The following is a 16086-nucleotide window of genomic DNA, read 5'->3' on the forward strand; positions in this document are numbered from 1 at the left end:
GCAGGAGCGCGCTAAAGGCGTATCTCCGGCCTGCTGTTTGGTTTTTTACACATACTTAAAGTCGCTAAGCCGATTCCTGTGCCTCATCGGCATCACGCCTCGCGTTTTCCTCGCGCTGCTGCACCTGATCAAGCAGCTTCTCCAAGCGTCTGAGATGATAGGCGTATTCGAATAATCCAGATGCTACAAATATAAGTCGCTTATGCTCATCCGGGTCCTCCATCACATAGGCGGTTAAATCCTTGACGAACCTCGCCTCACGTTCCTCCTCCGGCTCGATCAAGGCGTTCGGCTTCATCTTATCCTCGGCCTTAAGCAAAATTTGCTCATGATATTTCGATAAGTCCTCGATTTGCCGATCGAAGCGCAGCGCCCACTCCCCCGCACTAGGAGAGGCGAAGTAATGCTCCTCGACGACGTCAAGCAGGTCTGCCCCTTTTTGCAGCGTCTTAATCATTTGCTTGGACACAAGCAGCTGCCTGGCATGACTCGTCTTCGTCCGGGCGAGTACCTTGCGCTCTTCTTCGAATACGGTATGGCGCTCCTCCAGCTTGCGAAGCGTGCCGTGAAGCTTGTCCTTCTCCACGCGGAACACCTGCTCCTTCATTTCATTGGACACCGCTGTTCTCAGCAGCAGGGAGAGCTGCGTATACGCCTGATGGACCTGCTCCGTGAATTGTTTTCTCGGCCTTGGTGGGAACACGAGCACGTTCACCAAAAAGGAAGAGCCGATGCCTGTCAGCACCATTAGCAGTCTAGAAATCGCAACGTCCCAGCCCTGTCCGTTTGCCTCCATAATCGCAACTACGGTTACTAGCGTCAGGCTTATCGTGCTTTCCATTTTGAGCCTGATACTGATTAGAATGACCAATATGCACACGAGTCCCGCCGCAATCGGCGTATGGCCGAACAAACGAACTGCGGCAATAGCAATAACCGCGCCGAGCAGGTTCGTCTGTACCTGATCCGCTACTCGCTGCCACGAGCGATAGATAGATGGCTGAATCGTAAATATGGCCGCCACCGCAGCAATCAGCGGGGAAGCAAAGCCAAACAGGCCGCTCAAATAAATGGCAAGCGCGACAGCCATCCCCGTTTTTAATACTCTGGCACCGATCGTCATAACGGTTTCGCCTCCGTTACCGTCAGCTCCGCGGAGGCCACCTCTCTCCCGTTCACCCATAGCGTCACGGCATGAAGCCCGCTATAGTGCTTTCGCGTCGTTAAATCCGCAAAACGGTGTACGCGCACGTTGGAAGCAGCAGCGCCTCCTGCATACTCGCGGTCGGAGAGCAGGAAACGTTTCATCGATGTTTTGCCTCCGGACTTTACGAATGCAATGCCGTATTCAATGCGAAGCTTGGCGGATTCTCCCTCGCGCAATCGTACGTGGTAGCGCAAGGAAATCTCGCCTCCGATGGCTACCTCGCCTGGGGTGACCTCCAATTCAGCATAAGCGATAAGCGGTTGCTCCAACGCTTCCGCTGCCTCATGCTTCGCATATCCGAACAAAGCCATAATCTCCGGAACCGACTTCTTGATTAACGTACGGCAGCCATGACGCACGATCCAGTCCGTGTGCGGATCCTCGCCGATCCATGCCTCCGCCAGCGAAATGACAAGCTCCGGATGATCCTTCGCGATATCATTCAAATTATTAGCCACGCTCTTGCGAACATAGAGGGATGGATCCCGTTTCAGCTTCTCTAGTATCGGCACAATAGGCGACGGATCCCGCTTGAATAACGGAAGAGCCTGCGCCCATGGAAGGCGCGGCCTGATTCCTTCGCTCGCGAGCCGTCGTACGTGCTCATTCGGATGCTCCGCCCAGGCAAGCATCTGCGATGCCATGCGCTCCGGATCATTCAGGATAAATGCCCGAATCGCAAACTCAGCCGTAGAACGCTCCGTGAAACGCGCCAGCGCCGCTAGCGAAAGCTCCCAGTTACGCGGCTCCATGCCATACACCTCTACGAAATCCGAGAAGAAAATATAGGGCAGCCCCGTGCATTTCTCATCTATTAAATATAGGACAGCAAGCGCCTCGTCATATGACTGCGGCAGTGCGGTACCTAATGCTTCCGTAATTTTCCGGGCGCGTGCCTTCAGCTCCAACTGCTCCCAATCGCCGTCCCTCACATGCTCCACAAATTGCGATTCGTTAAACGGGTTCCATGCTGTCTTCACCAATGCTGCAAATCTCTCTAGAAAAAAGCCGTCATACATGGCCTTAAGCGGTTCTGCCACAATAAATCCCCTCCTCCAGCTATTATACCGAAAAACGAAAGCCATTCATGCTTTCTCTATTGTAATCGCAAAAAAAAGCTCCGAAACACCCCGCAGGCGTGCTTCCGAGCTTTTTCCAACGATTCGGCGTTTTATGCGTAGCGTGCAATAATGCCGGACAGCTGGCTTGCGATTGCATGCGGTCCTGCCGCTAGCTGGTCATTCGTAAAACGGGTACGCACGAAGGATTCATCCATATTCATGGCCTCCGCGAAAAAGCTGGATAAGCCGCGTGCTCGCCGATCGATTTGGAGCACCAGCTCCAGCTCGCGGTCCGACGGATAGAACATCACTTCCAGCTCATCGAGCTGTCCGCGGAATTGCGTTGTCGGTACGAATTCAAGTTCTTGGATAAAGGGCATTTTGCCGCCAAGCTTAGCTGAATATTCACATTCCGCCTTCCGCAGGCGGAACCCCAGTACATTCAAAGCTTCGAGCACCGTATTCATGGCTGCTGTTGGAACAACCTCTATACGGTCGTTATCTCCTGGATCAACGCCGCCTCGTACGTCCAGCTCCGTCTTCACCCATACTGGCGCGCGCCCGATCGTAAGCGGCGTTTGGTGGGGCAGCTGGAACGTGAATGGCACTTCGCGCTTCTCGTTTGCGTTCAACGTGAAGGGGGCGCTCACATGATAGCGGCCAACCTCTCCGTGCTGCGTAATCTTGCTGTCGTTGCTCTCGCGTATATATTCCGTCATGACCGATAGCTGGATCGTTTCGATTCGCTGCTCCACATTGCCGCCTTGAATTTTCACGATGCCCCGAACCTCTTCGCCAGGCGCATAACGAGGCTTCTCCAGCAGTGTATCAATCTTCGCGGACCCTATGCCGATACTCGCCAAAAAACGATTAAACATCTTAACGACCTCCACCCTCATAATGGTAATGCTGAACTTCTAAAGCATATTACGAGGTCTTTCATTTTAGGTTTCACAATGCAGAATCCGATTCCTCAGCCTTCGCAACGGCCATTTCTTTATAAGGCAATTGGATCATAAAAGTCGTTCCAACGCCTAGTTTGCTCTCTGCTGAAATTCGTCCTTGATGGTTGTCGATAATCTTGTAAGTGACCATTAGGCCAAGCCCGGTGCCTTTATCCTTAGTCGTATAGAATGGCTGTCCAATCTTAGCGAGCTGCTCATCCGGTATGCCTGAGCCCTCATCCTTGATGCGGATCAACACTGCGGATTCCTCTTCAAGGGACATCGTAATCGTGACAACGCCGCCGTTATGCATCGCTTCAATGGCATTCTTGAGAACATTGATGAACACCTGCTTAAGCTGATTCTCTACGCCAAGCACCCATAATGGGCGATAGTCGGAATGGAACTCAATTATCACATTATGCAGAATCGCTTGCGTTTCTAGCAAATTCACGGTATCCGCCATAATTTGGCGGGAGTCTTTATGCACAAATTCATATACCTGCGGCTTAGAGAGCATGAGCAGCTCACTCACGATGGATTCGATGCGAATCAGCTCTGATTTCATAATGTCGTAGAAATTGCTGGTATTGCCGCGGCCCGAAGCGATAAGCTGCAAGAAGCCCTTCAAGGAAGTCAGCGGATTACGGATTTCATGCGCAATCCCTGCAGCCAGCTGGCCTGCTACGTACAGCTTCTCCGAATTGATCAGGAGCTCCTCGTTCTTCTTCCGCTCTGAAATATCTCGAATAATGACCTGTTTTATTTGCTTTCCGGAGAAGGTCGAGCTTGCGCTTACCATTTCCGTATGCAGCAATGTTCCCTGCATCGACAACCATTGCAGCTCAAGCGGCTTGGCTGGTGCAGCCTCGTTGTCTTGCCCTGCCGCAAGCCATGCCCGCATCTCGTTATGGTGCTGCGGGGCCAGCAGGACGTACACGCTTTGGCCGATCAATTCCGTCTCGGACCGCGCCTCGAACATGCGTAAGCCTGCGCGGTTCATAAACTCCCATTTGTCATCGCAAATCAATGCAATGGTGTCCATCGAGTTCTCTACCAGCAGCTTGTAGCGCTCATCGATCTGACTGTATTTGTTGGTAGCCAGCCATGTCGTTAGGCTAAAGCTTAGAATAATTAAAGTGGAGAGTCCCAAGAGAAAGGCAAGCAGCAGCAAATATTCGTTCAGCAGATCGGTCGATAAGATGTTATCGTATTCGATTTTGAGCGCATGCATGCCGATCTGGTGAATGACCATATTGGATAAGCCTAATGACACGCAGCTTTTCAACTTATAATACGGAGACTTGGAATCCAGCCAATAGAAAGCCAAATAAGCGCCGGCAAAGCCGACACCAAAAGAGAGCCAGAAGAGCGGCCAATTCATTTGGAGAATGACTACGGATTCGGACAACATCGATATATACTGAAGCATAATGGATCCCAGCGCCATTAACAGAGCGCTAAAAAGATACCGTCCCCTTACGCGCTCCTGCTTTTTCAAGACAAGCAAGGAGGAGTAGACGATAATCGCGCAAACGACCAAAACGAGCAGCATGCTCCAATCCATGACCATCCGGTAATCGGAAGCCAGCAAGGATACGACATGCATCGTCCATAAGCCAAGCCCGTAAACGGAGGCTCCGCCAATAATCCAGTTGAATCCATACATGCGTCGCTTAGGCTGCAGCTGCTCTATCATATTTAGCATCGTATAAGAAGCAAAACACATAATGATGATCGATAAAACGAGATAATAGGGGTTTCCAGAAATGATAGAGTCAGCCATAGGGCTCCTTAGATATCCATATATTTACCTGCAAATAGTAAAATTCGACAATTATCCAAAAAATCCTCTGTTTTATTCATAAAAATTTGCGGGATTTTGGCGTAAAAGCTATCACTATTTCTCTTCTTCCAAACTTCCGCTATTATGATAGGATGGCTCTATTCGAAACAGGCTATACTAGCAGAATAGAAGATCGCCAGCTTGCGTTCGGCATCCCTATTAAGCTGCGCCTGAAGTGCCATTACCGTGTCATCATATTTGCTAGGAGGAACAAGAATGAAGATCGTCAAGGAATTTAAAGAGTTTGCGATGAAGGGGAATGTCATCGATCTCGCAGTCGGGGTCATTATCGGAGGGGCTTTCGGGAAAATCGTCACCTCGCTCGTCAACGATATCATTATGCCACCGATTGGCAGGATTTTGGGGAAAGTCGATTTCAAGGATTTGAAACTTTATCTTGTAGATACAAGCAAAATGAAAACATCTGAAGATATTGCCGCCGCCCCAGCCATCGCTTACGGCCAGTTCATCAACGTCATGATCGACTTTATTATCGTAGCATTCTGTATTTTCATGCTCGTTAAAGTAATAAACGTGCTGCGCCGCAATGAAAAAAAGGAAACGGCTCCCGCGGAAGTAACCGAGAAGGATTGCCCTTATTGCTTGTCCAAAATCCCCGTAAAAGCTACCCGCTGCAAGCACTGCACCTCTCAGCTCGAGGCTGCCGCGCATGGCTGAGGAGCTGTTCGATATTTATGACGAGCAGCTTCGGCCGCTTGGCACGGCGACGCGTGCGGAGACGCATGCTCGCGGCTATTGGCATCGCACGTTCCACTGCTGGCTGACCCGCCGCGAAGGCGACCGCAGATTCGTGCGGTTCCAGCTGCGGCAGGACATTAAAGATACGAATCCAGGCTGCTATGATATTACCGCTGCCGGTCACCTTGCAGCAGGCGAAACCATCCGCGAAGCGATGCGTGAGCTTGAGGAAGAGCTTGGCGTAAACGCCTCGTTCGAGCAACTCATCCCTCTAGGGCAAATTCGCGAGGACGCGAGCGGCGAAGTGAACGGCATGCCATTCATAGACAGGGAGGTCAGCGACGTTTTTGGCCTCGTATGCGAGGTGCCTTTGCATGAGCTGAAGCTCCAGCCAGAAGAAGTGGCCGGCGTTTACGAGGCTGACCTTGACGCGTTGATCGCACTGTTTGAAGGCTCTTTATCCGAGGTGCCTGCTTCCGGCGTCGAGCTTGGCAAGCCGGGCGCTCCGCTGAAGGCCGTGCAGCGCTGCGTTCAGGCCAGCCAGTTCGTGCCCCGCGACTTTGCTTATTACGTGAGCGTGCTCCAGGCACTGCACGGCTGTACTTAACCTGTGTCTCGCTCGTATGGGTCTGATCGCGCACTCCCCATGCCCGCTCCCAGTTGGTATACCATTGATCAATCAAGCCATGAATATTATAAAACTCTGTGTGACGCGGGGCGAGGTCGAAATCATTCAGTTCGGGCTGATTGTAGAGACGCGCCCCCATTTCATGGAAGCATCCATGAAGGTTGGTCTCAATAAAGCTGCCAAGCTGATCCAGCGACCCGAAGGAGCGCGGGTTCGATTGTACTCTCTGCTCGGCTCCGGCATCATAGCACGCGGAACGACGTATGCCCTCCGGCACCTGGCTCCAAGGTGCAATCCATCTTCTGTCGTAGCCCATCGCATCATACCAGCTGTACACCCGATTAATATAATCGCGATGAAACCGCAGGAATCGCTCACCGTAACCCGGCGGCGGTACTGTTCCAGGCACCAAATGGTAGGTGTGATGCCATTTTCGGTGCTCGTCTAACAGCGCTTGCGGAAAATTAGGAATTAACGGCATCATGCTTTCCTCCTTGCTCGTTCGAACCTCTTAACATTCACTCCTCTACCGTATGCTTCTATCTCAACATCTGTGATTCAAACGCCTCTAAACCGCAATAAAGACTGCCTCCTAAAAGAAGGCAGCCCTTGCAAAGCCATTACATTAGAACCATACGTTGCGACGGCACGGATCTTGAACGCGTTTGACGCAAATGTCGAACGACACGGAAACGTCATGGTTTCTGCCGAATGAGCAGCAGATTCTTACGCAATCTTTTTCATGCGTACAGAAGAAGCAAACGACGCGGCAATGGCAGTCTAGCAAGCATTGAATGGCTCTAGCGTCGCGGCAGCGGATCGCTTTCACGAATTTTTCTGCTGTTTGCTCGTCTTTTAATTGTTTGAAAAGATCGCTTAGCTCTGATCCTGCAACCTGCATAGCTTCAACTGCTGGTTCGGTACGTCGGCTGCAGCCGCAGCTTTTATGCTCATCTTTGCAATTGCAGCTGGTTGATATACGGGCACGGCTTGTGGATTTGCGTTTGGATTTGACGCTGGTTACTTTTACTTTTAATTTGGCGGACATTTCTATCCCCCCTCCCTCTCGAACTTACTCTATTCTATGCAAATTTGAGAGATTGGTATGGACGAGTGCTACCTGCCAAACGCTTGATTCCGTAAAACGCAATTGTTGTATGACCCGTGCTTCTTCCGCATACCTATATGAGATACCATTCGAATGGAGGTCATTGGCTTGGCGGAAAACATGATGAATATGGGCAATATCGGGAATATGGGCCATGTAGGGAACATGCCGAATGTCGGCGGGGCGGGCAGCATGCCGGGCATGAACGGCATGCCGAATGTCGGCGGGGCGGGCAGCATGCCGGGCATGAACGGCATGCCGAATGTCGGCGGGGCAGGCAGCATGCCGGGCATGAGTGGCATGCCGAATGTCGGCGGGGCAGGCAGCATGCCGGGCATGAGCGGCATGCCGAATGTCGGCGGGGCAGGCAGCATGCCGGGCATGAGCGGCATGCCGAATGTCGGCGGAGCGGGCAGCATGGGGTATATGGGAAATATGCCCCATATGGGACATATGGGCAGCATGGAGAACAACGCCCCCGTTCTTTATCAAGCAGAGCCTCAGCATACGGAAATGGTCATGCAGGTGAGGGATCGCGTCATGGGCATGTGCGGCGGCCATATGCATAAGCATGTTCGCGTACAGACGGTCGATGGGCATATATACGAAGGCATGCTCATGCATATGGATCACTGCATCTTGTATTTGCAATGTACCATGCACAATCCGCGCGCCTTCATGAACCCGTACAATGCGGTGCTGCCGCTCGTATTGTATGAGCTGCTCGTTATTACATTGCTGAACACCTAGGCGAAGCAGCAGCACGGTTTATTCGACAATAGATTGTCCCTTGCGACATATACGGCATATGGCTGCACAATCGGTCATACATTGGTTTAGATCGAATCGTAACTGAAATGAGGTGAGCAACCCGTGATTGAACGAATAAACAAGCTTCAGGTAGAGCTTCCTCCGTCTCCTTACGCGGATGCAAACGCTGCTGCCGCGGTACAAGAGCTGCTCGGAGGAAAGTTTGGCGAAATGTCCACGTTGAACAATTACATGTACCAATCGTTTAATTTTCGCGAGAAAAAAAAGCTTAAGCCGTTCTACGATCTTGTATCAAGCATAACTGCCGAGGAATTCGGGCATGTGGAGCTGGTGTCCACCGCTATTAATATGGTGCTTACAGGCACAACCAGCCCAGGCGATCCCAACTCAGCACCGCTTAAAGAAGGCATCAATAAGCGCAACAGCTACTTTTTCATTCAAACGGCGCAAACCTCCTTGCCAGGCGATTCAATGGGCCGTGCTTGGACCGGTGATAATGTGTTCAGCAGCGGCAACCTCGTGCTGGACCTGCTGCATAATTTCTTCCTGGAATGCGGAGCGAGAACGCATAAAATGCGCGTATATGAAATGACAGACCATCCGACTGCCCGTGCAATGATCGGTTATTTGCTTGTCCGCGGCGGCGTTCATGTGCTGGCTTATGCCAAAGCGCTCGAAATTGCGACTGGCGTTGACGTGAAGAATCTTATTCCTATCCCCGACCTTAGCAATAACAGGTTCGAGGCTGCCCGCAAATATGAAGCAATGGGCCTCGGCAACAAGCTGTATACGTTCAGCCAAAACGACTATAAGGACATCGTACTTATTTGGAATGGCCAGAATCCTCTTACCGGCGCGCAGCTAGAAGTTATTCAGGGAGCACCGCAAGGAGCTCCGATGCCTGATTTGAGCGAGCTGCCGGAGGAATTTGCTCCCGGTATCTCGCAGGAAGATTTTATCCAGATTGCTCGCCGCTTGCAAAAGAATGCCGGCCTTTAGCATCCGTATGTGCAGCTGGCACTTTCTGATCTAAACCATGCAGCCCGTCCACGAAGACCTCCCTATCCGCGCTGTCGCGGCTCGGAGGTCTTCCTGCTCCCATTCTCTCGTATTTCGTGTGCTATACTAGAAAAAATACGAGAGATAGAAGGTGTCCTAGTTGCAATTTCTGGCTATGCTGACGATGCTTATTGATCATATCGGCCTATTATGGTTTCCTGAAAGCTCTGCTTGGCGAATAGTCGGCAGACTTGCGCTGCCGTTTTATGCTTTCACTATGGTGCTCGGCTATTTCCGAACCCGGGATGTCAATCGTTATTTACGAAGAGTCGCATGGATTGCCGTTTTGTCGCAGCTGCCTTACCAGTTTGCTTTTGAGCGGCTGGAGGTCAATACGGTTGGCTCCCTGTTCGTGTGTCTCCTGCTTCTGCGGCTCCTGGATCAGTGGAAAGGCAAGCAAGCGCTGCAGGTTATCGCCGCGGCTGGCTTTGCAGCCATATTGGAATTTTTCCCGTTCAGCTATGGGGCATATATCGTATTGCTCGTGCTTATTTACCGTTATGCTCAAATCCAATGGTTTACCTTGTTTCACTTCTCACTGAACGTGGTAAGCTTTTTTATAAAAGGATGGTTCCTTCAAGCCTTCAGCCTATTTGCTACCTTTCTCATCGTGTATTGGCCCGGGTTCATACGCAGCGCGGACAAAATAAAGGTTCCGCGTCTCGTTTGGCGCAGCTTCTACCCGCTTCACCTTGCCGTTCTTGCCATCATCTATCATTTAACGAGCAACCAGGTTTTTATCGATATCCTGCGCGTGCTATGAAGCGTCTGATCCACTCTCCTGCTCAAGGACGTCCAGCAGCTTCCTAAGCTCCTGTTCGCATTGCTTGGCCGTATCGAAGCTCGTTCCGCTGCATTGAAGGAGTCGGCTTACGAACTGCTGCACCGCAAGCGGAAGCTCCAGCTCCTCTTGCCAGCTTCGTTCCGCCTGTCCTTCATCATATTCATAATCGGCATACATCATGAATAGAAAAAAATGACCAAGGCCATAAAGATCGCTGGCTGTCTCCGGCCGGCGCATCCGTTGCTTCGCGTAGAGCCAGCTTCCCGATTTAATAGCGGCTTCCCTTGCACGGTTTTGAAGCTCCGGCTCCTTTAAGCTCATGCGAAACGATTCCGGGAGCTGTTCGCCAATGCGGCACGAGAGGCCATAATCAATCAAATACAGACGCTGGCCATTGTCAACGGCATTCGGGATTCGGACATCGCAGTGCACATAGCCCAATTGATGCAAATACTGCAGCGGTCGGAGCAGCTCCTGCAGAATACGCAGCGCCTCTTGAACCGAATAGGTCCGGCCTTGCTCCATCGTCTGCTCCAAATTCGCGCCTTCAATCAGCTCCATGATGAGCGCTTCGTCCATGCCATGCTTCTCATAGCGAATCCATTGCGGGATTTGCGGATGCTTCAATTGCTGAAGAATCTGGCTTTCCCTCTCCAGCAGCTGCTTGCTCACCAGGCTTTTGCTTGGGAGATTGCGTTTCAGCAAAACGCGCTCGCCGAGCAGAATATCCGTGCAAGCATAGGTTTGGCCATAGCTGCCCATGCCGATAAAACGCTCGATCCGGTACCTTTTCAGCCATAACACGCCTGTGCGAAGCGGAAAGTCGCGCCAGTTTTTAATGACTTCCTTGCATTGGCTCGCGATAAAAGAAAGCATGATTCTTCTCCCCTAACACTTGATGGTCATTCAAGGCAGCTGGCAGTTGCTGCCTCTCGCATATTCAGTGAATAAGAAACCTTGACGAAATAAATCCGTACGGATATGAATAAGGAATCGTACGCTTTGGCCGCGTATTTGTTTCACGGAATCGGACAAACGCGTCTTTCTACATCATTCGACAATTACAATGAGGAGGTCTGTTTTATGATCAGGCATTTGCTCAAACGGTTGCTGTATTCACTCATGGGTCGCAAGCAGCAGCGTCGTCGCCATTACAGCAGCAGCGACTATAACAACGGGCATTATCGCCCGCACAACCGTCCGCATAGGGGACATGGCTATTACAAAAAGAAGCGCAGCAGCTATTCCAGCTAAAAAACGCGACATTTGTCGAAAGTGTTAGAAAAGTGTAAGTAAAATAAACAAAATTCTGACCACCGTTTCATAAGAGGCTAAAAGGTTTACGTTAGAATGGGGGAAATCGATCGGAGGTGTAATAGGAAATGATGAAAATCGTTACCTTCAAAAGTCGTTCCGTCCCTGTCTACTATCCTAACGAACAATCAGCATCCTTAGAACTGCTTAATCATAAATTGTACGAATTGGAATTGGATTTTGATTTCCGCAAAAAATGGAGAAGAATTAAGTCCGTGGAAATGGTGCGCGATGTGGCTATTTTTCAATATAACGACGGCACAAAGCTTTATCTGGAAGTATGTTAAATCCCCCGAGAAAAAAGACCTGACGGCACACAACATGTGCTCCTTCAGGTCTTTTATGTATTCCGGCATCCTATCCACAAGAAGCAACGGCTACGCCGTCCTCTGCGAGAGGAGGGTACCCGTTTCTCGTAGAAATAGAAGAATCCTTTATCGCCTGATACCTATAAAGTCTTATGTAAAAAAAAGCCCTGCAGCACAAAGCTGCAAGGCAATTGTCCTTCATCTATCCTACACTTTAAACCTCGAAATTTCATTCTGCAAACGTTCAGCCATGTTAGCCAGCATCGCGGAGGAGGCTGCGATTTCCTCCATGGAAGCTGTCTGCTGCTGCGCCGCCGCGGCTACCGTCTGCGTGCCTGATGCACCTTCCATCGCAACGTCCACAACCTCTTTGATCGTAAGCATGACCCGTTCCGTGCCTGCAGCAATGCCGCTTGCCGCCTGGGAAACCTCGTCGATCTGCTGAGCCACTTGAATAACCTCGTCGCGGATCGTTCCGAACATGCTGCCAGCGCCCTCTACGGCTTGAATGCCGCTCGACACGACGCTTCCCGCCTCATTCATCGCGACGACTACGCGCTCCGTCTCCGCTCCAACGTCTTTTACGATTCTCGTAATATGCTCGCTGGATTCCTTCGTCTGCTCCGCAAGCTTGCGTACCTCGCCTGCTACGACCGCAAAGCCTTTGCCATGCTCGCCTGCCCTAGCTGCTTCAATTGAAGCATTCAAAGCGAGTAAGTTCGTCTGCGAGGAAATATCGGAGATGACCTGAACCATCTTCACGATTTCCGTAGAACGTACGCCAAGGCCGCGCACTGCCGCTGCCAAACCGTCAAACGACTGCTGGATCGATTCCATCTGTACGACCGCCTGCTGAAGCGCGTCGCTGCCTTCCGTTGCTTGAAGGGATGTTCTCCTTGCAGAATGGGAGGCTTGCTCCGTACTCACCGCGATTTGCTGTACGCTGGCCGACATGTCATGAATAACCTGGTAGCTCTGTTCCGCGCTCGTTGACTGCTTCTCGGCCCCATCGGCGACCTTCTGAATCGTATAGGCAATATGCTCACTCGCTTGGCTGGTCTGTTCTCCGCTTGCCATTAGCTCCTCGGACGATGAAGCTACCTGATCAACGCTGTGCCCAACCTCATGGACGAGCGTTCTGAGCTGAACGACCATCTCATTAAAGCTATTAGCCAATATGCCAGTCTCATCGCGGTAATGGCATACGATTGGCTCGATGCGAAGATTTCCTTGCGCAACCTCCCTAGCGAGCACAGACACCTGTTTAATCGGTTTCGTCATGCGAACCGTGAATAGGACCGTTGCTGCAATTCCGATCACGATCATAATGAGCAGCGTAATGATCGTAACCTTAATGATTTGCTGAGCGCCTTGGTTGAAATCGTTCATGTACGTACCCGCAGCTAAATTCCAGCCCCAATACGGGTCCTTCTCGATATATACGATTTTGGACGCGATTTCGTCCTCCGTGCCGGGAAGCGTCCAATCGTAATAAACGAAACCGCCGCCTGCCTCCGCTTTTGCAAGAAAGGCGTCCGTAACCGGAATTCCCTTCTCGTTATCAAGCACAAGCTCTCCCTCGCTGTTCGCCATACCGGCCATGCTGCCGCCTTCGGACGAAGGATGGGCAATCACGAGCATCTCGCCGTCGAAGGCAAACGGATAACCGTATTGGCCTAAATCAATGTTTTTGTTAACAGGACGCTTTCCTGCTTCATCCTTCACGCCAAGCATCGAAATCTTTACGAACTCCTCCGCCGCCGCCCGGTCAACCGCTCCGGTCTTCACTTGCGTATCCAACAGCGCAATTAAGCTGATCGTGCTCCTCACGCTATTTTTGAGCTGCTTCTGCCCGCCGGTATTCAGCGCGCCTACTGCGGCTTGATAGCTGAACACGCTAACGAGAATACTTGGAATAAGCAAGAGCGATAAACATAAAAGCATGAGCTTCAACCGAATAGTCGGCTTGATTGATCTTAGATTTTTCAGCTTGTTCAATAGAAGCATGGTTGCATTCCCCTTTGGCTATTCCGAAGTTGTGTATTCCGAGCGGCGAATCATAGATAAATCGAGCACATCCGGCTCTTTGGGTTTACCAAGCAGAAAACCTTGCACATAATTGCATCCCCACTCGCTTAGCAGCTCATACTGCTCCTTGTACTCCACGCCCTCCGCTATTATCTCTAGCCCTAGTTTGTGAGCAAGCTTAATAATACCTTCAACGATAATCCCCTCTGCGCTCGGAAGATCGATTTTCTTAATGAATGACTTATCAATCTTCAAGCATTGAACCGGCAAATGCTTTAAATTGACGAGTGAAGAAAAGCCTGTGCCGAAATCATCCAAGACGACGCGAACGCCAGCCGCCCGCAACCAGCTGAGCGATGCTGCAGCCATGTTTGAGTTATAGATCATGTTGTCTTCCTTAATTTCAAGCTCGAAAGAAGAAGGAGCGATCTCATTCTCCTGCAGCACATGCAGTACCGTTTGCGAGAATGTGCTGCTCTGCAGCTGCTGTGCCGATACGTTAATGGACATAATCAAATTGCATAAGCCGTACTTGCTCATGCTTGCCAGCATTCTGCATGATTCGCGAAGCACCCACTCGCCAATCGGCACGATGAGCCCGTTATGCTCCGCAATTGGGATAAATTCCGTAGGAGAAACCTCTCCGAGCTCCGGATGCTCCCAGCGAATCAACGCTTCGAAGCCTCTCAGCTTGCCGTCCGACATCCGATATACGGGCTGATAGCTTAGCCGGAATTGTCGCAAGCTCAAGGCAGGCCGCAGGCCTGCCTCAATAACGATGCGACGATTCAACTGAATCGTATCCTCCGTATTATAGAACCTCGCTTGGTTGCCGCCTCGCTCTTTGGATTGATAGAGCGCTGATTCCGCCCGGCAAATCAGTTGTTCGCTAGTCCGTCCATCCTGCGGAAACAAGGTCGCCCCGATGCTGGAGGTTAAGTATAGCTCCGTTCCCTCGACTTCAATCGGCCGCTCAACCGCATTCTTGAGCGCCTCCACAGCCTGAATGCTGTGACAGTCATCGCTCTCGAGCGGCATAGCGACCAGAAAACGGTTGCCCCCTACGCGGCTTACGCTCGTCGCAACCCTTCTTGCTGCCGCCAAACGCTCGCTGATCTTGCAAAGCAATAAATTTCCGAATTCCGTCCCTTTGGTTTCATTCACCCGATAGAAGCGATCCACATCCACCATCGCCACTACCATTCGCTTACCTGCCGCACGTACGACATTTACCGCCACTTCGAGCTGTGCAAAAGCTTCCTTGCGGCAAGGCAAACCGGTTAACGCATCCATTATTGTCGACCACCGTCCCAATCCTTTAGTTACGTTCATTCTCCCATATAACCATTAGAAAAATTAAAGAGAGAGATTTAGAAGATTGTTAGATATTTTAATATGATTTCCAATATTCCTTACATTTAGGGAAGGTGAATGCCTGATAGACCGCCTCCTCCGCCTCATTTGTCTCCGTGAACGCAAAAAAAGAACGACTTCGCCGCCGCGAGGTCGTTCTTTAAAGTGAAATGTTAGCCTTTGCTCATACTTGTATGCTGAGCCGTATACTTGTAGCCAAATCCCCAAACCGTTCGAATAAGACGCGGCTCCTTCGGGTTCTGCTCGATCTTCTTCCGAAGATTAACGATATGTACGTCGATGGCACGGTCTGTCACAAAGGAATCAAAGCCGCGAATCGTATTTATAAGTTCTTCCCTGCTGAATACTTTTCCTGGATAGGCAAGAAACAGCTTCATTAGCTCATATTCCGAAAAAGTAGTTTCAACCAGCTGTCCTCGCACAAGCAGCAGCCTTCTTTCGAAATCGAGCTGAATCGGATCACCGTCATCGATTACTTCCACCGCGGCAGCAACCTGCTGCTGCGTCGTTTCTGTCTGCATGGAGTTGGAACGGCGAATAAGGGCTTCTACCCTTGCCGTCATCTCATGCATGCTGAATGGCTTACACATGTAATCATCGGCACCAGCCTTCAAGGCCTGAACCCGCTCCGACACTTCACTCTTCATCGACAAAATCATAATCGGTACGTTAGAGCGTTTCCTTATGAGTGAGCAAACCTCCATACCGTCTAAATCGGGAAGGATTAAATCGAGCAAGACCAAATCAGGATCAAACTCAGACGCGATTCTCAGTCCATCGTCTGCTCTGTAGGCTTGCATGACGGAATATCCTTCTTCTGATAAATACATAGACAGCATATCACTCATCATGACGTCATCTTCAATAACTAGAACTTTATACATTGTCGTCACCCTTTTTGAGGATAGAAGATTTCTGTCGAATATTTATTGTATCTCTACTATACAATACCGAC

General features: G+C 50.7%; 17 protein-coding genes. 8 read left to right on the top strand and 9 right to left on the bottom strand.

Translation table 11 applies throughout. The features are described from left to right. Nucleotides 1–64: 64 nt before the first annotated feature. The 4 genes from AC0YN3_RS21545 to AC0YN3_RS21560 all read right to left on the bottom strand — a co-directional run bounded on the left by AC0YN3_RS21545 (nucleotide 65) and on the right by AC0YN3_RS21560 (nucleotide 4998). Entirely contained in the window at nucleotides 65–1123 is a 1059-nt protein-coding gene (locus AC0YN3_RS21545) for an FUSC family protein (RefSeq protein ID WP_475777017.1), read from the bottom strand. Continuing rightward, complete coding sequence (locus AC0YN3_RS21550) at nucleotides 1120–2247, bottom strand: DNA alkylation repair protein (protein ID WP_475777018.1); 1128 nt, start codon at nucleotides 2245–2247, stop codon at nucleotides 1120–1122. The genes AC0YN3_RS21545 and AC0YN3_RS21550 overlap by 4 nt, the downstream gene beginning before the upstream one ends. 131 nt (nucleotides 2248–2378) lie before the next feature. Next, a complete protein-coding gene (locus tag AC0YN3_RS21555; protein ID WP_475777019.1) occupies nucleotides 2379–3146 on the bottom strand; it encodes a sporulation protein in 768 nt (255 codons plus the stop codon). A 73-nt stretch (nucleotides 3147–3219) separates the two neighbouring features. Next, nucleotides 3220–4998 carry an ATP-binding protein gene (locus AC0YN3_RS21560; RefSeq protein WP_475777020.1) on the bottom strand — a complete coding sequence of 593 codons (1779 nt, stop codon included), beginning with the start codon at nucleotides 4996–4998 and terminating at the stop codon, nucleotides 3220–3222. Between the two features lie 276 nt (nucleotides 4999–5274). Between AC0YN3_RS21560 and mscL the strand changes: the two genes are divergently transcribed. The 3 genes from mscL to AC0YN3_RS21575 all read left to right on the top strand — a co-directional run bounded on the left by mscL (nucleotide 5275) and on the right by AC0YN3_RS21575 (nucleotide 6833). Beyond that, nucleotides 5275–5736, top strand: coding sequence for a large-conductance mechanosensitive channel protein MscL (gene mscL, locus AC0YN3_RS21565; RefSeq protein WP_475777021.1), 462 nt, complete (start codon nucleotides 5275–5277; stop codon nucleotides 5734–5736). Further along, complete coding sequence (locus AC0YN3_RS21570; RefSeq protein ID WP_475777022.1) at nucleotides 5729–6364, top strand: NUDIX hydrolase; 636 nt, start codon at nucleotides 5729–5731, stop codon at nucleotides 6362–6364. Before mscL ends, AC0YN3_RS21570 begins: the two co-directional genes overlap by 8 nt. 79 nt (nucleotides 6365–6443) lie before the next feature. Continuing rightward, complete coding sequence (locus AC0YN3_RS21575; RefSeq protein WP_475777023.1) at nucleotides 6444–6833, top strand: hypothetical protein; 390 nt, start codon at nucleotides 6444–6446, stop codon at nucleotides 6831–6833. 177 nt (nucleotides 6834–7010) lie between these two features. Here the strand turns inward: AC0YN3_RS21575 and AC0YN3_RS21580 are convergent, their stop codons facing one another. Beyond that, nucleotides 7011–7433 (bottom strand): hypothetical protein, encoded by a 423-nt coding sequence (locus AC0YN3_RS21580; RefSeq protein WP_475777024.1) that lies wholly within the window; start codon nucleotides 7431–7433, stop codon nucleotides 7011–7013. A gap of 168 nt (nucleotides 7434–7601) precedes the next feature. On the opposite strand from AC0YN3_RS21580, the gene AC0YN3_RS21585 reads away from it, so the two are divergent. The 3 genes from AC0YN3_RS21585 to AC0YN3_RS21595 all read left to right on the top strand — a co-directional run bounded on the left by AC0YN3_RS21585 (nucleotide 7602) and on the right by AC0YN3_RS21595 (nucleotide 10086). Continuing rightward, nucleotides 7602–8243, top strand: coding sequence for a hypothetical protein (locus tag AC0YN3_RS21585; protein ID WP_475777025.1), 642 nt, complete (start codon nucleotides 7602–7604; stop codon nucleotides 8241–8243). Nucleotides 8244–8366: 123 nt separating this feature from the next. After that, nucleotides 8367–9263 (top strand): manganese catalase family protein, encoded by an 897-nt coding sequence (locus AC0YN3_RS21590; RefSeq protein ID WP_475777026.1) that lies wholly within the window; start codon nucleotides 8367–8369, stop codon nucleotides 9261–9263. Nucleotides 9264–9423: 160 nt separating this feature from the next. Further along, the gene (locus AC0YN3_RS21595) at nucleotides 9424–10086 is read left to right on the top strand and encodes a TraX family protein (RefSeq protein ID WP_475777027.1); all 663 of its coding nucleotides are present in this window, start codon (nucleotides 9424–9426) and stop codon (nucleotides 10084–10086) included. On the opposite strand, the gene AC0YN3_RS21600 is transcribed toward AC0YN3_RS21595, so the two are convergent. Further along, nucleotides 10081–10983: a serine/threonine protein kinase gene (locus tag AC0YN3_RS21600; protein WP_475777028.1), complete on the bottom strand. Its 903-nt coding sequence runs from the start codon at nucleotides 10981–10983 to the stop codon at nucleotides 10081–10083. The genes AC0YN3_RS21595 and AC0YN3_RS21600 overlap by 6 nt on opposite strands. 207 nt (nucleotides 10984–11190) lie before the next feature. On the opposite strand from AC0YN3_RS21600, the gene AC0YN3_RS21605 reads away from it, so the two are divergent. Together AC0YN3_RS21605 and AC0YN3_RS21610 are read left to right on the top strand one after the other, a co-directional pair. Next, nucleotides 11191–11361 (top strand): hypothetical protein, encoded by a 171-nt coding sequence (locus AC0YN3_RS21605; RefSeq protein ID WP_475777029.1) that lies wholly within the window; start codon nucleotides 11191–11193, stop codon nucleotides 11359–11361. Nucleotides 11362–11489: 128 nt separating this feature from the next. Further along, entirely contained in the window at nucleotides 11490–11708 is a 219-nt protein-coding gene (locus AC0YN3_RS21610; protein WP_076337062.1) for a hypothetical protein, read from the top strand. Between the two features lie 228 nt (nucleotides 11709–11936). On the opposite strand, the gene AC0YN3_RS21615 is transcribed toward AC0YN3_RS21610, so the two are convergent. From AC0YN3_RS21615 to AC0YN3_RS21625, 3 genes are all read right to left on the bottom strand, one after another. Next, entirely contained in the window at nucleotides 11937–13736 is a 1800-nt protein-coding gene (locus tag AC0YN3_RS21615) for a methyl-accepting chemotaxis protein (RefSeq protein ID WP_475777030.1), read from the bottom strand. A gap of 18 nt (nucleotides 13737–13754) precedes the next feature. Further along, the gene (locus AC0YN3_RS21620) at nucleotides 13755–15089 is read right to left on the bottom strand and encodes a putative bifunctional diguanylate cyclase/phosphodiesterase (RefSeq protein WP_475777031.1); all 1335 of its coding nucleotides are present in this window, start codon (nucleotides 15087–15089) and stop codon (nucleotides 13755–13757) included. A gap of 194 nt (nucleotides 15090–15283) precedes the next feature. Then, nucleotides 15284–16015, bottom strand: coding sequence for a response regulator transcription factor (locus AC0YN3_RS21625; protein ID WP_475777032.1), 732 nt, complete (start codon nucleotides 16013–16015; stop codon nucleotides 15284–15286). Nucleotides 16016–16086 lie beyond the last annotated feature (71 nt).

The organism is Paenibacillus sp. J22R232 (assembly GCF_056269165.1).

Coding starts and splice junctions, on each gene's coding strand:
- AC0YN3_RS21560 (WP_475777020.1), bottom strand. CDS start 4,998: ATGGCTGACTCTATCATTTCTGGAAACCCCTATTATCTCGTTTTATCG.
- AC0YN3_RS21580 (WP_475777024.1), bottom strand. CDS start 7,433: ATGTCCGCCAAATTAAAAGTAAAAGTAACCAGCGTCAAATCCAAACGC.
- AC0YN3_RS21600 (WP_475777028.1), bottom strand. CDS start 10,983: ATGCTTTCTTTTATCGCGAGCCAATGCAAGGAAGTCATTAAAAACTGG.
- AC0YN3_RS21545 (WP_475777017.1), bottom strand. CDS start 1,123: ATGACGATCGGTGCCAGAGTATTAAAAACGGGGATGGCTGTCGCGCTT.
- AC0YN3_RS21620 (WP_475777031.1), bottom strand. CDS start 15,089: ATGAACGTAACTAAAGGATTGGGACGGTGGTCGACAATAATGGATGCG.
- AC0YN3_RS21610 (WP_076337062.1), top strand. CDS start 11,490: ATGATGAAAATCGTTACCTTCAAAAGTCGTTCCGTCCCTGTCTACTAT.
- AC0YN3_RS21625 (WP_475777032.1), bottom strand. CDS start 16,015: ATGTATAAAGTTCTAGTTATTGAAGATGACGTCATGATGAGTGATATG.
- AC0YN3_RS21615 (WP_475777030.1), bottom strand. CDS start 13,736: ATGCTTCTATTGAACAAGCTGAAAAATCTAAGATCAATCAAGCCGACT.
- AC0YN3_RS21575 (WP_475777023.1), top strand. CDS start 6,444: ATGAATATTATAAAACTCTGTGTGACGCGGGGCGAGGTCGAAATCATT.
- AC0YN3_RS21570 (WP_475777022.1), top strand. CDS start 5,729: ATGGCTGAGGAGCTGTTCGATATTTATGACGAGCAGCTTCGGCCGCTT.
- mscL (WP_475777021.1), top strand. CDS start 5,275: ATGAAGATCGTCAAGGAATTTAAAGAGTTTGCGATGAAGGGGAATGTC.
- AC0YN3_RS21555 (WP_475777019.1), bottom strand. CDS start 3,146: ATGTTTAATCGTTTTTTGGCGAGTATCGGCATAGGGTCCGCGAAGATT.
- AC0YN3_RS21605 (WP_475777029.1), top strand. CDS start 11,191: ATGATCAGGCATTTGCTCAAACGGTTGCTGTATTCACTCATGGGTCGC.